At 41.9% G+C, this 14159-nt stretch carries 12 protein-coding genes and 1 pseudogene; 10 read left to right on the forward strand and 3 right to left on the reverse strand.

Features of this window, described 5'->3' with window-relative positions; genetic code table 11:
* Nucleotides 1-2: 2 nt before the first annotated feature.
* Complete coding sequence (locus tag DQQ01_RS01975) at nucleotides 3-1916, reverse strand: beta-N-acetylhexosaminidase (RefSeq protein ID WP_111917971.1); 1914 nt, start codon at nucleotides 1914-1916, stop codon at nucleotides 3-5.
* A 21-nt stretch (nucleotides 1917-1937) separates the two neighbouring features.
* Nucleotides 1938-3302 (reverse strand): MATE family efflux transporter, encoded by a 1365-nt coding sequence (locus DQQ01_RS01980; protein ID WP_111917973.1) that lies wholly within the window; start codon nucleotides 3300-3302, stop codon nucleotides 1938-1940.
* Nucleotides 3303-3474: 172 nt separating this feature from the next.
* Here DQQ01_RS01980 and DQQ01_RS17990 point away from each other — a divergent pair.
* From DQQ01_RS17990 to DQQ01_RS02000, 3 genes and pseudogenes are all read left to right on the forward strand, one after another.
* Nucleotides 3475-4925: pseudogene (locus DQQ01_RS17990) on the forward strand (IS66 family transposase).
* A 445-nt stretch (nucleotides 4926-5370) separates the two neighbouring features.
* A complete protein-coding gene (locus tag DQQ01_RS01995; protein WP_111917977.1) occupies nucleotides 5371-6153 on the forward strand; it encodes a histidine racemase CntK family protein in 783 nt (260 codons plus the stop codon).
* A gap of 18 nt (nucleotides 6154-6171) precedes the next feature.
* Nucleotides 6172-6858 (forward strand): hypothetical protein, encoded by a 687-nt coding sequence (locus DQQ01_RS02000; protein WP_111917979.1) that lies wholly within the window; start codon nucleotides 6172-6174, stop codon nucleotides 6856-6858.
* A 110-nt stretch (nucleotides 6859-6968) separates the two neighbouring features.
* On the opposite strand, the gene DQQ01_RS02005 is transcribed toward DQQ01_RS02000, so the two are convergent.
* Nucleotides 6969-7583, reverse strand: coding sequence for an SGNH/GDSL hydrolase family protein (locus tag DQQ01_RS02005; protein ID WP_111917981.1), 615 nt, complete (start codon nucleotides 7581-7583; stop codon nucleotides 6969-6971).
* Between the two features lie 306 nt (nucleotides 7584-7889).
* Between DQQ01_RS02005 and DQQ01_RS02010 the strand changes: the two genes are divergently transcribed.
* Genes DQQ01_RS02010 through DQQ01_RS02040 form a run of 7 tightly spaced genes read left to right on the forward strand, consistent with a single transcriptional unit; the run spans nucleotide 7890 to nucleotide 14131 of the window.
* Nucleotides 7890-8399 (forward strand): prepilin peptidase, encoded by a 510-nt coding sequence (locus tag DQQ01_RS02010; protein ID WP_111917983.1) that lies wholly within the window; start codon nucleotides 7890-7892, stop codon nucleotides 8397-8399.
* 3 nt (nucleotides 8400-8402) lie between these two features.
* Nucleotides 8403-9425: a P-loop NTPase family protein gene (locus tag DQQ01_RS02015; RefSeq protein WP_111917985.1), complete on the forward strand. Its 1023-nt coding sequence runs from the start codon at nucleotides 8403-8405 to the stop codon at nucleotides 9423-9425.
* Entirely contained in the window at nucleotides 9394-10599 is a 1206-nt protein-coding gene (locus DQQ01_RS02020; protein WP_111917987.1) for a TadA family conjugal transfer-associated ATPase, read from the forward strand. Before DQQ01_RS02015 ends, DQQ01_RS02020 begins: the two co-directional genes overlap by 32 nt.
* Entirely contained in the window at nucleotides 10596-11360 is a 765-nt protein-coding gene (locus tag DQQ01_RS02025; RefSeq protein ID WP_111917989.1) for a type II secretion system F family protein, read from the forward strand. Before DQQ01_RS02020 ends, DQQ01_RS02025 begins: the two co-directional genes overlap by 4 nt.
* On the forward strand, nucleotides 11350-12567 hold the full coding sequence (locus DQQ01_RS02030) for a type II secretion system F family protein (RefSeq protein ID WP_111917991.1): 1218 nt from the start codon (nucleotides 11350-11352) through the stop codon (nucleotides 12565-12567). The genes DQQ01_RS02025 and DQQ01_RS02030 overlap by 11 nt, the downstream gene beginning before the upstream one ends.
* A 13-nt stretch (nucleotides 12568-12580) precedes the next feature.
* Nucleotides 12581-12748, forward strand: a complete 168-nt coding sequence (locus tag DQQ01_RS02035) for a Flp1 family type IVb pilin (RefSeq protein ID WP_111917993.1) — start codon at nucleotides 12581-12583, stop codon at nucleotides 12746-12748.
* Between the two features lie 12 nt (nucleotides 12749-12760).
* Nucleotides 12761-14131: a DUF5702 domain-containing protein gene (locus DQQ01_RS02040; protein ID WP_111917995.1), complete on the forward strand. Its 1371-nt coding sequence runs from the start codon at nucleotides 12761-12763 to the stop codon at nucleotides 14129-14131.
* Nucleotides 14132-14159: the final 28 nt, after the last annotated feature.

Genomic DNA, 14159 nt, shown 5'->3' on the forward strand with positions numbered 1-14159 from the left:
TATCAGACAGTATCAATTAAATCACAACCGCTTATAATTTTATTCCAGAGATTTTCCCTTAATTCTGTTTTCCTATCATGGGGGTATTTTGCTTCCACTGTCCAGTAAGGCAGACGCGGCTGTTCCAGTTCTTCCAGACAATCCACTTCTTTGTTCACATAAGTCATGACTCTTCTTGCCGTACTTTCCAGACGTGTTTTTACGCCGGCCAGCTTGATATCCATAAGCTCATAGCCGAAAGGCTTGGCGTCCTGAAGCCACAGCTTTTCTCTAAGCAGGTGCATAGTCTGGAAATTTTTCAGAATATTGGGGATAATCTGTGTACAAATATTCCGGAGTGTGGATAAGTCTTTTTTATCATAGGCATCCTTAAGGCAGATGCCCAGGTCTGCTTTTTGCGCCAGCACTTTGGCAAATGCTTCATAGAAGGAGAAGAAGTCTGCGTATTTCGGAGAGGTTTCCTGACTTTTTGCCAGCTTGTCAGCCAGTTCTCCATAGTATGTTTTTGTGTCTACGCCCTGAATGTGGTAATCAAATATGCCAAGCATTGGATCCTGATACAGTAAGTACTTGGAAGGATTATCAGCAGAGAGATTTTCTCCAGTTCCCTGGAAGAGTGCATCAAAATTATCCAGAAGATAAAAATCTTCCAGCGGCGCATCAACACAGTCTGCAAAGGATTGAGCAACCTCTTCCCCGGAAGGATTTTCCCTGAAGCAGAGAGTGGCAAACAGAATCAGTCCGGGATAGAGGGCGTCCAGAGGCGTTTCAGCTCCATTGTCCAGCCAGCCGGTAGCAAAGACTTCAGAAATTCCCTGACTCTGACATTCTTTTAAAGCGCTTATGGTGCATTGAAAAGCCTTTCCATAGTTTGGGGCAATACCGTTCCAGTTCCAGATTCCGCCGGCAAAAATAGTGCGTGGAGAAAGCTCCTTATGAACGCGCAGCATATGGTGATAGGTTTCTCTGTCTGCGTGATAGTAGTCCCAGTAAACAAGTCCAAGCTCTTCGTCTGGTTTTGTCCAGGTAGAGGTATCTGTATTTTCATCAATGTCATAATACCCCTTTCCTGTATTGGAGGTAATATACATATCACTCCACATCATTGGCTTCCAGCCCATCTTACGGCAGATTTCCAGAATTCTCTGGCTGTGTTCGCGAATCAGGAGAGAGCTTTCTTTATATCCGTTTTCTTTCAGATAATTGCCCAGTCCCAGCATCAGGGCTTCGTCCATTCCAATGTGAATATTTCTGGAAGAAAAACAGTCCTTCAAAGAGGTTAAAGCCTGTTCAAGAAAAGCGTATACTTTTTCTGAACCTACCATGAGAATGTCAGAGGTATCCTTTAATTCCTGTCCCATAGGCCATTTCAGAGCATTTCTCAGGTGTGCCAGAGTCTGAATACAGGGAACCAGCTCAATACCGAAATTCTGTGCATAGGAATCCAGTTGGCGCAGCTCTTCCTGAGAATAACGGCCGCGATAAGTACCGAAATAAGGCTGACCGGGTATTTCATAGGTGTCTTCTGTATACAGAAGGAGCTGATTCATGCCGGCTTTTGCCAGAACGCGTATCAGTTTTTTTATCTTATCTGGTGTGGCAACTGCGTTTCGGGAGCAGTCCAGCATAAAGCCGTTATGGGTAAAGAAGGGAGTTTCCTTCAGTTCAAAATCTTCTTCTGCGTGATGCAGGAGGTAATTCAGCCCGCGAAAATAGTGTGCTGGTTCCTTACAGGTGATTTCGGCACACTGCCCTGTCCTGGAAACAAGCAGTTTTTCAAAGGCAGAGTCTGTTGTGACAGAAATCTGAAGGGATTCAAAATTTTTTGGCAAATCAGCATATTCCTCCAGTAAAAGTGTTGTTCCTTTTTCAAGTAAGGCTGCAGTTTTGCTGTCAGTATTATAAAAAAATTTCATAGATTTGTTCTCCTTTAGAAATTAAATTTTCTGATGTTCCTGAAAAAATTTTTTCTGCTGTGTATAGTAATAAAAAATAAACAGTACGGCTGTGAGTCCCCAGGAAATGGGATAGCACAACAGAATGTTGGAAACGTCCGGCTTGTGAGGCACTACAAAGAAAATCCAGACAATACGCAGGATACATACACCGCCGCAGGTCATCAGCATAGGTACAAGGACATTTCCCATACCTCTTAAAGTGCTGGAAAGGATTTCAATGAAAATAAACAGCACATAAGAGGGCGCTATGATATGAATAATTTTCATACCGATTTTTAAAACCTCTGGGTCTGCGGTGAAAAGCCGCAACAGATATTCTCCGAAAAACAGGAGCAGTGCGCTTACCAGAACAGAGGCAAGAAAATCCATAAAAAGGCAGATGGTGACACTCTTTTTCATGCGGTCATATTTTCCGGCGCCGTAATTTTGCCCGATAAAAGTCGTAATGGCAACGCTGAAAGCGCCGGAAATCATCCAGTAAATGGCATCTATTTTTCCGAAAGCAGTATATGCTGCCATTGTGCTGGTTCCCAGATCGTTTAAAGAGGTCTGTATAATCATGTTGGAAAGATTATACATGACAGATTGAATTCCGGCAGGAAGACCTATGGTAATAATGGAAAGCAGCAGAAACTTATGAAAGCGGATTGCTTTTGGCCGCAGGCAGTACATATCTTTGGATTTCATCAGAGCATGAATCACCAGCACGGCGCTGACTGCCTGAGAAGCCACAGTGGCAATAGCGGCTCCTGCAACTCCCATATCAAAACCAACTACCAGAACAATGTCAAGAAAGATATTGATGAAACAGCACACAATCAAAAAATAAAGAGGTCTGGTCGAATCTCCCACAGCTCTGAGAATGGAAGAACCCACATTATAAATAAATACAAAAATGATACCGCCGAAATAAATTCGCAGATAAGTGGCAGAATCTGCCATGACATCAGCAGGTGTTTTCATAATTTGCAGCATGGCGGGCGTCAATAAAATGCCTGCAATGGTAATTAAAATACCGCCGGCAACAGATAAAGCCGCTGCAGTGTGTAAAGTGTCATTTAAATCCTTTTTGTTTTTGGCTCCATAGTAGCGGGCAATAATTACCGTTGCACCGGATGAGAGTCCTACAAAAAATCCAACAATCAGGTTTACCATTTGTCCTGTAGAACCACCCACCGCTGCAAGCGCTTTTGTGCCTACAAATCGGCCTACAACTACAGCATCAGCCGTATTATAGAGCTGCTGAAACAGTGTTCCGAGCATAATGGGAAAAAAGAAAAACAGAAGCTGTTTCCAGATAACGCCTTCTGTAATCTGATTTCCTGTTGTTTCTTTTGTCTTCATAAAATTCCCCCTTATCCATAAAAGGTAGTGTCAAAAACTACCCATTTTTTATTGTTTAAATCTATTAAAAACCTTGATTTTTAGGGAAATCTGCAATAAAAAGAGCATTGACCTCCCTTTTTTGGTATAATGTCAATCGCCAAACCAACATCCCCGAAAGGAGCCAATGCTCATGGACATTATACAATACTTACTTTCTTTTATTCAATACCAACACCAACAAATCTGCTGGCTTTTAAATTTTATCTGCAGATATATCCCTCTTAAACAGTGGGCTTTCGATGATTCTCATTCTCCCAAATATCAAAAATTCAAAGTTGATGAACTTCCGGTCATTAAAACCTTTGTCAAACAGGACTGGCAATTCCTTCTAGAATACTATACATGGAAGTATCACAAATCACTCAAACCAGTGCAACGACGCAATGGAAAATCCATTCCTGAAGATACCATCTGCCCCTTATGCGGTGCTCCACACCATTTCATCTATGACAACAATGGTGGAAACGGACAATACCAGTGTAAAGTTTGTGGTCAGACTTTCATCTCAGGTGAAGTAGCTTCTGCACCTGTTCGTTTCATCTGCCCTCACTGTGGTAAGACCCTTGTAGCTAAAAAAGATCGCAAGTTCTTTCGTATACATAAATGTGTAAATCCGAAATGTCCTTATTATCTGCACAATCTCAAAAAAGTTGAGAAGAAGGATCTAAAAGAGGACTATGGCAAAAATAAATATAAACTCCATTACATCTACCGTGAATTCACTGTAGATTTCTTTACCATGGATTTAAATTCACTACCTAAGAATGCTTCATCCTTAAAATTTTCCAAACACAACGCACACGTCATGTCTCTTTGCCTGACCCTACATATCAACCTTGGATTATCTCTAAGAAAACATCCCAAGCACTAAAAGACCTTTACAACATCAGCATCTCCCATCAGCAGATTGCTAACTATTGCAAAACTGCGGCTGTTTGCATTAAGCCCTTTGTTGATCATTATGACTATAAAACAGGAGATGTTTTTACCGCTGATGAAACCTATATCAAAGTAAGAGGAATCAAAGCTTATATCTGGTTTATCATGGATGCTGCAAGTCGTTCTATCATCGGATACCAGGTCTCAGACAACCGAAGTGTCGGTCCCTGTATCCTTGCAATGAGAATGGCTTTTCGACATCTCACAGAACTACCGAAAAAATTTAAATTCATTGCAGATGGATATAGTGCATATCCACTAGCTGCCATGGAGTTTGCTAAAAAATTTAAAGATGATTTTAAATTTACCATCACACAGGTTATCGGTTTAACCAATGATGACGAAGTTTCAAAAGAATTTCGTCCTTATAAACAGATGATCGAACGTCTCAATCGCACCTACAAAGTTTCCTACCGAACTACCAATGGTTTTGATAATTATGAAGGTGCCAATTACGATTTAGCCTTATGGGTTGCTTACTATAATTTTCTGCGCCCACACAAGCACAATCATTATCAGGTACTCAACAAAGCTGATATGCTAAATGGCGCTGATAATATGCCAGGTAAATGGCAACTGCTCATTTTCTTAGGACAACAGACCATCTTAAACCTTCAAACTGAAAGTTCTAATTGTTCTTAGATTCCGAGCCTGAGGTAATATATCCAGCCATCGAAAGCAACGCTTTCGGCTTGCCCTTGATGGCACGCAAAAGAACTGCTACACTGCTGTATTCGACGGAAGAAGTTCTAACTGTTCTTGAGTTCTTCGCCGTCGGTGATTTATCTACAGCAGTTCTTTTGCGTGCTGTCAAGGGTGGCGTAAACTTACCTCAAACTAACATATCTGCAATTTTCAAGGTTCATCTGAGCCTTTTTCTTATCGCTCAGTTTTTCATAACTCAGTTGACACTACCCCATAAAAAACAGATATATAATGTATATATATCACAGGTTTTTGAAAATGTCGATAATGAAAAGAAAAGTTTTTTACACAGATTCTTTTATAATAATTTTACTCTTTTTTGGTGTGGTTTATGGTATGATAAACATATCAAAACGGGGGAAGCAAAGAGGAGGTATTGGTTATGAAAATGAAAATTCGTGTAGCAAATCCGGCAGGAAATATTACGGTTTTTGTCATGGATAAAGTGCAGAGAGAGGATTACGCAAAGATATCTGCGCAGATACTGGACAGGAAAGAGCTGCATGCAGAGCAGGTAGGATTTATTGAACAGGAGGGTAAAGCTGTGCATATGCAGATGATGGGAGGAGAATTCTGCGGAAATGCCACCAGAAGCTTTGCCTATCTTCTGAGTATGCTTTCTGATGAAAAGCCGGAGGAAGTGCTTGTTGATGTCAGCGGCTCGGACAGGCCTTTAAAGGCTGAGATAAATCCGGAAAAAGGGACAAGTCGGGTGGAAATGCCTCTTCCTGTGGACAGAAAAGAGCTGCGGCTGGGGGAGAAAGCAGTCTATCCGGTTGTGGTATTCGATGGTATCTGCCACATTATTGCAGAAGGAGCGCCGGGAGAGCAGGAATTGGTGGATCGTCTTATAGCGGAAGCAGAGAAAATCTGTCCCTGCGATGCATATGGCGTCATGTTTCTGCAGAAGGAGCACATGGTTCCGGTAGTATATGTAAAGGAAACAGATTCCATGGTATGGGAGAGCAGCTGCGGAAGCGGAAGTATGGGGGCAGCTGTGTATCTTTCAGAGCAGGAGAAGGACGGAAGCTTTGTTTACAGACTGCACCAGCCGGGCGGTGTGATTGAAGCATCTGTGTGTAAGGAAAACGGAAAAGTCATATCCTGTAAAATGGGAGGTCCCGTTGAGATTTCCGGGGAAATGGAAATAGAAGTAAACGTATAGAGAAAGGTTGAAAGAATCATGGAGTATGGAAGGCTGAAATATCCCTATATAGCAGTTATGAAGGAGGGAAGTCTGTCCTATGGAGGAAATCAGCAGTGGAGCAGCAAAAAGACGATACAGAAATATGGCTGCGGTGTTATTGCCGGAACAGATTTGCTGTTGTATTTAAGCTTACATAAGGATTACTGCAAAGGGAAAGAATTTAAGGATTCAGAAGGTATAAACGGAATTTTGGACGCAGAAGAGTATATGGAGCTGGCGGAAAAGATGAAGCGCCATTATTTTCCTGTGATTCTCGGGCTGGGAATGCCAGTGTGGCTTCTGGCGGGAGGGATTAACCGTTATTTTCATATAAACAGAATTCCCCTGAAGGTTTCATTTGGGGTGTGGGGCAGAAATCTGAGAAATCGGGTTGCTGCCATGCTGGCACATGATATCCCTGTTATTTTGGCAGTGGGACCCAATTTTCCTGTTCCGGTGAAAAAACAGAAATTGTCCTTTTATGAAAAAAAGGGAAATTCTTATGAGGAAATGTGCAGCGTTGCGGCACATTTTGTAGTAGTCACAGCAATGGAAGGGGAGTGGCTGCAGATATCTTCCTGGGGAAAGACTTACTATATCAATCTTTCAGAATATCAGACTTATGTGCGAAGATACAGCTTTTTTCTGGTCAGCAATATTTTTTATATTCGGAAAAGAAAATAGAAAGTAATAGATAGACAAAAATAGGAAAAACAGCAGAGATTTTCATTTTGGGGAAAGCTCTGCTGCTTTTTATAGTGCAGCGAATCAGAAGGAATCGCTCAGGGAATTCTTTACAGACAGAAGGATTCTTTTACCACTTGTGCTAACATGTGCTGCCCTGTTTCTGTGAGATGAATTCCGTCTGTAGTAATGGTGTCAAAGCCCATTTCTTTGATTTTTTTATTCATTGGCTCCTGAAGAGGAATAAAGTAAGCGCCGTAATTGCGCGCCAGCTTATGAATGTTTTTGGACATTTTTTTCTGCCAGGGAATCCAGTCCTCATATTTTCCGTCTTTGGAAAAAATAAAAGGTTCCAGAATAATGACCTTTGCCTGGGTTTCTCTGGATAAATCAAAGAGCATCTCGTGGTAAGCGCGGATACTGTCCTCCAGCATGTAGAGCTTGTCCTGTTCAGAAGCATCTGCATCTACAATCAGACCAATGTCATTGATACCTACCAGAATACTTACATAATCCGGGTTGAGTGAAATACATTCTGCGTGGAGTGTCTGTGCAACCCGTTCTGTGATATAGCCTGCAACACCTTTGTTTAGAATAGTCCAGTCCTGATTTTGTTTTTTTAATGTTTCTGAAAATATATTTACATATCCGCAGCCAAGTTCATTGGAAGATTCTTCTCTGTCAGCAGCGGTAATACTGTCACCTAAAAATATAATAAGTCCCATATCCCATACTCCTTAATCAGTGCAGCAACACACTAGATTTATTTTGCGGCGGGAAATCTGTTGTTTAGATTTTGCCGTTTATATAATACATTTTAACTGAAAATCCACGGTATTGCAAACGATAATTTTGTGGAGTCTGGACAAATAGTAAATTTATTGATTATTTTGCTTTACAAATCCCAAAAGCAGGGGTATAATCAGAGTCAACTTCAAAGAAAGCATTTCATTTTACATCGGCCGTTCGGCTGGAATTTCCAAACAAAGTTACAGTTTTATAAAGGTGTTTCAGAGAGAAGAGGTGGTTTTATGTCTGCGGAGTCGTATTTTGTTTTGGCAGTTGCAGGCACAGCAGTTTTTATGGACTTTTTAATGGAAAGGGTTATAAACAGCTTTATTTGTCTGGGATTGCTGTTGGGACTTGCACTCAGTCTGCGGTCAGGCGGAATCGGGGGAGTTCCTGTATATGCGGCAGGTGTTTTGATCCCGTGTATTCTGCTTTTCCCTTTGTTTTATTTTCATATGCTGGGGGCAGGTGACATTAAGGTCTTTGCCGTGCTGGGTGGAATTACCGGTATTTACGGAATTTTACACATTATACTTGGCGCTTTTTTTCTGGGTGCTGTCTTATCTTTGGCATTTCTGATTTCCTGTGGAAATTTGCGGGAACGTATTTCTTACTTTATCCACTATTTTTATCAGTATTTTGTAACAGGTCAATCACGACCTTATATCAGAAAGGGAAAACAGGTAGAAAATTTTCATTTTACTGTTCCCATTCTGTTAAGTGTCATGCTCTATGCAGGAGGTTTTTATTGAAAAATGAAGAAAAATATCATAGCAGTATGCGATAGTGATGCGGAATATGCCTGTAATTTTGCAGAATATCTGAATAATAAGAAAAAACTGCCCTTTCAGGCAGAGGCATTTACTAATGCACAGACGCTTTGCGATTATGCAGGGAAAAATCCTCCGGAGATTCTGTTAATTGCAGAGGGCGATGTAGACAGCCGGGTAGAAAATCTGGGAGCGGAGAATCTGATTGTGCTGTCTGATGAGAGGGACAGGGAGGAAGAACAGCATAAGTGTGTGTATAAATATCAGTCTGCAGAAAGTATAATTCAGGAGGTTATGACCTATTATGCCAACAGTTCATCGCCTGCTTTTTATGCCATGTCGGAGAGGCGTATGTCTGTACTGGGGGTTTATTCTCCTGTAGCAAGGTGTGGAAAAACACTGTTTGCCCTTACGGCAGGACAGCTTCTGGGAGAAACGAAGTCTGTTTTATATGTGAATATGGAGGAGTATTCCGGGTTTGGAGAACTGTTTTCCATGCAGACAGAAAAGAGTCTCACGGATTTTTTCTATGAACTTCGCTGTAAAGAAGGAAAGGCGCTTCACGGTGTACAGGAATTAATCCGTCCTATGGGGAAGATGGATTATCTGCCGCCTGTGGAATCACCGGAGGATATAAGAGAAATTTTGTTTTCAGAGTGGATGCAGCTCTTTGAACTCATTCGTAAAAATAGCAGGTATGAGATTATGATTCTGGATGTCGGGAACAGTGTAGAACAGCTTTTTCGTGTTTTAAATTTGTGCAGTCGCGTGTATATGCCTGTACAGGAGGACCTTATGGCAAGGTGTAAGCTTTCACAGTTTCGCAAGCTGATAAAGAGCTGGGGAGCTATAGAGGAGGAGCGAATCAGGGAAGTCCGTCTGCCTGCCTTTCAGCCGGAAGGCAGGGACAATAATCTGATAGAAGCTCTGTCCTGGGGAAAATGGGGAAGCTGTGTAAGAAAGGTGTTAGAAAAAAATGGAGAATTTAAAGGAGCAGGAAAGCCATGAGCATTTCTGTGTACTCAGGAATCGGCTTTTGCAGAGATTGGAGGAAAGCTGGGAGGATTCAGATACAGAGGTATTGGAATTGATTGACGGTCTTATGTTGGAATACAGTAGAGAGGTGTATCTGTCCATTGTACAGAGAGAAAATCTGAGAAAAGAATTGTTTCAGTCTGTGAGGCGAATGGATATCCTGGAAGAGCTTTTAGAAGATGACAGTATTACAGAAATTATGGTTAATGGCTGGGACAAAATTTTTATTGAGAGGGAAGGGCGTATCTTTCCATGGAGAAAGAGCTTTTCTTCGCCGGAGAAGCTGGATGATGTGATTCAGCAAATGGCTGCCCGGTGCAATCGGGTGATAAACACGACCCAGCCTATTGTGGACGCCAGACTGAAAAACGGGGAAAGGGTGAACGCAGTGATTTCGCCTGTGGCGTTGGACGGCTCCATATTGACAATCCGTCGTTTCCCAAAGGAGCCGATTACCATGAAAAAGCTGATAGAAATGGACAGCCTGGATCAGGAAACCGCAGATTTTGTGGAAAAGCTGGTAAAAGCAGGGTACACCATTTTAATCGGAGGAGGGACAGGTTCAGGAAAAACCACATTTTTAAATGCTTTATCAGAATTTATTCCAAAAGACGAAAGAGTAATTACCATTGAAGACAATGCAGAATTGCAGCTTCAGGGAATTGAAAATCTGGTGCGTCTGGAATGCAGGCAGGCAAATATTGAAAAATCACAGGAGATTACTATGGGAGATTTACTGAAGACCTGTCTGCGTATGCGGCCGAGCAGAATCATTGTAGGAGAGGTGAGGTCAAAGGAAGCAGCAGAGCTTCTGCAGGTCGTAAATGTAGGGAATGACGGAAGTTTGTCCACGATTCATGCAAATAGCTGCAGGGATATGGTGAGCCGTCTGGAAACCATGGTGCTTATGGGGATGGATCTTCCTGTGCCGGTTATTCGAAGGCAGATTGCTTCAGGTTTTGATGTTTTTATTCATCTGGGAAGAATGAGGGATAAAAGCAGGAAGGTACAGGAGATTTGTGAGATTGACAGAGTGGAGGAGGGTGAGGTGATTCTGAATTCCCTGTATGTACGTGGTACAGCTCTGGAAAAAACAGGAGAGATGCTGCATCAGGAGAAGTTTAAGAAGGCGGGGATTGAATTATGAAGCAAAAGAAAAAAAGAGAGAAAACAGACTATCATGTGTATATCTTATCCTGGCAGCAGTGGATACAGTATCTTGCAGAGTCTGTGGCACTGTGTTCGGGGATTAATTATTTGTTTTATAAAAGTCCAGTTGTGTTTCTTTTTATGATACCCGTACCCATATGGTATATCCGGCAGAGAAGAAGGCAGCAGATAACACTCAGAAAAAGACGGTTGCAGAATCAGTTTAAAGATGCGTTAAATGCTATTCAAGTGGGAATTTCATCAGGATATTCTCTGGAAAATACGGTTCATGAGGCACGGAAGGATTTGGAAAAGCTCTATGGTAAGGAAGCGGAAATGACAGAGGAGTTTGCCTATATGGAAAGTCAGATGAAGCACAGTGTACCTCTGGAGCAGCTCTTATATGACCTGGGAATTCGCAGTGGAGCAGAAGATATTCTGAATTTTTCCGAGATATTGATACAGTCTAAAAAAATGGGCGGAAATATGCGGATTGTCCTGCAGAACTGCATGACTTCTATAGAAGAAAGGCTGGAGGTGAAAAAAGAAATACAGACAATTTTATCCTCCAGGAAAATGGAGCAGAAGATTATGAGCGTGATTCCTTTGGGAATTATTTTCTATATGCAGTTTACTTCTCCTGGATTTCTCGATGTTTTATACGGGAATGGAATGGGAGTGTGTATTATGACCGTATGCCTGGTTCTTTATTTTGCGGCATTTTTGTGGGGAGTGAGGTTGACGGAAATTGAAATTTAAGTTTTCCGGAAAAAAGGAATTATGTGCAGCAGTTTTTCTTATAATTGCCGGAAATTTTCTGGGAATTGGGATTTTGGCTGTTCAGAGGTACTCTGCTAAGACGGATTATCTTAAGAGAAATTCTTATGGAGAGGGAGCTTATGAAGAGCGTTTGCAGGTGGAAACAAAAGACCGTAAAGAGGAGATACAGCTTTATGTGGAGGAGCAAAAATACACAGAGAAAGAAAAAGATCAATATTTGATACAGGCAAAGCAGGAGTTAGATAAGTGGTTTCAGGAAAGTTGCGGGAAAAAGGGAGAAACAGATGTATCTCTTTCTTTTCCTAAAAAGCTGGAGAAGAATCCGGCAGTGTTATTCTGGAGCACAAGTCAGCCGGAGCTTTTAGACTGGGAGGGGATTTTAGGCTCAGAAATTGAACAGGGGGGAGAAGCAGTAGATCTTATGTGTACCATAAGCTTAGAGGAACAGACAGAAATCTGGCAAAGGGAAGTTCGTGTCTATCCGCCCAGACTGACTGAAAAAGAAAAGCTGCAGAAGGGGATTCAAAAAGAGGCAGACCGATTAAGCCAGGAAAGCTCAGATAAGCTGTATTTGCCGGAAACTTATCAGGGAGAGCCCATATATTATCATCGGATAAAGGAAAATACAGGATATCTGGTATGTATGCTTTCTTTTGTTTTAGGAATCGGTATTTTTCCGCTGAAGAGAGAGCGTGAAAAAAAGGCAGCAGAGCAGAAGAAAAAAGAAATGCAGAGAGATTATCCGGATATTTTGGATAGGCTGGTATTGTTTTTACGGGCAGGTCTTAGTATCCGAAAAGCCATGGAAAGGCTGGCATCAGATTATCTGAAAAACCGACAGAAATATCACATCAGAGAAAGAGCCGCTTATGAAGAAATTGTGAAAACCTGCAGGGAAATGGAAGGAGGTGTTTACGAGGCAGAGGCATATGAAAGAATGGGGAAACGATGCGGAGTTCCTCAGTATAAGATTCTTTCTGTGCTTTTGGTACAGAATCTGAGAAAGGGGAATGAAAATCTTTTGGAACTGCTGGAAAGGGAAGCGGTATCAGCCGGAGAGGAGCGTAGAAGGGAGGCCAGAGTCAGAGGGGAAGAGGCGTCTGTAAAGCTTTTGCTTCCTATGATGCTACAGTTGATTGTTGTGCTGATTATTTTAATGGTTCCGGCGTTTTTAAGCTTTTTATAAGGAGGTGAGAAGCATGAATTTATTAAGAGAATTCTGGAAGGAAGAGGATGCAGTAGGTGTTGTGGAGATTATTTTAATTCTGGTGGTATTGATTGGTCTTGTCCTTATTTTTAAAGAACAGCTTACCAGTCTGGTGAAGAATATTCTTTCAAAAATCACAAAACAGAGCAATAGCATCTAGGGCGGTGAGGGCATGAAGCAAAAAGGGAGTATGACAGTTGCCATGAGTCTTCTGCTTTTTACCCTTTTGCCGTTGATAGGGGTGAGTATCCGTGCGTCACAGATTGCCTGTGCAAGGGTACAGGCGGTTAACGGGATAGATACAGGCTTGTATTCTCTTTTCTCAGAATATGATAAGGTGCTTCTGGAAACTTATAATTTGTTCTTTCTGGACGCCGGGTACGGCACCGGAACTTTGGATATGGGACAGCTAATCAGTCAGACAGAATATTATGCAGATCCGGTGCTGTCCTCAGGTATAACCAGATGCGAAATACAGGCCTGTGCATCAGACGGCTTTCGTCTTGCCTCTGACCGTCAGGGAAAAGCAGTGGAGCAGCAGATTATTCGATATATGAAGGGAAATCTGGGGACGGCAGGAATACAGAAATTAAAAGAAAAAACGGAAGAGAACCAGAGTATTATGGAGCATCAGGAGCAGATTGAGGCCCAGGGAATGGAGGAGGTGGATACAGAAAATGTAGTTCCCATGGAAGGAATTTCTTTGGACAATAATCCTTTGGAAATTGTCAAAAGTCTGAGAAAGAACGGAATTTTAGGGTTGGTGCTGCCAGAGGGCAGTCAGGTATCTGAAAAAGAACAGGTATCAGGAGCGCTTCTTTCTCAGAGAGAGATTGGACAGGGACTGGGGGATTTTTCTTATATGGATACAAAGAGCAATATCACAGACCGACTTTTCATACAGGAATATATACTGGAAAAGTTAGGGACATTCACCAGACCAAAGGAAGAGGGAGGACTGGACTATCAGGCAGAATATGTGCTGGGAGGAAAAAACAGCGACAAAGAAAATCTGTCTTATGTGATAAATCGTCTTTTGATTATCCGGGAAACTGCAAATCTGGCTTTTTTATACACGGACGCACAAAAGAGAGCAGAGCTGCAGACCTGTGCGGCTGCGCTGTCCTTTCTGCTTCTGATACCAGAAGGAATGGAGCTTGTACAGGGCGTATTAGCGGCAGGTTGGGCATATGTGGAAAGTCTGGCTGATGTAAGAATTTTGCTTTCAGGAGGAAAGGTACCGCTTATGAAAGACAGTACAGCCTGGAATACGCAATTAAACAGTTTAGATTTCCGTGCTTCTGCCAAAGGGAGAAGAGGAATGGATTATGAGGATTATCTTCGTATCTTATTTACCTTTACTTCAAAAGAGAAGAGTGTTATGCGGACCATGGATATGATAGAACTGAATATACGGCAGATAGAGGGAAAGGAAAGGTTTCGTTTTGATGCCTGTATTGATGCGATTTCTATGTCTTTTCTCATCAAAGGGCCGGAAAATATAAACTGGCAGGCAGACAGGGTCTATACTTACGATATGTAAAAGGAAGACAGCGCTTATAACAAAGGAA

It is taken from the genome of Blautia argi (assembly GCF_003287895.1).
GTDB lineage: Bacteria > Bacillota > Clostridia > Lachnospirales > Lachnospiraceae > Blautia > Blautia argi.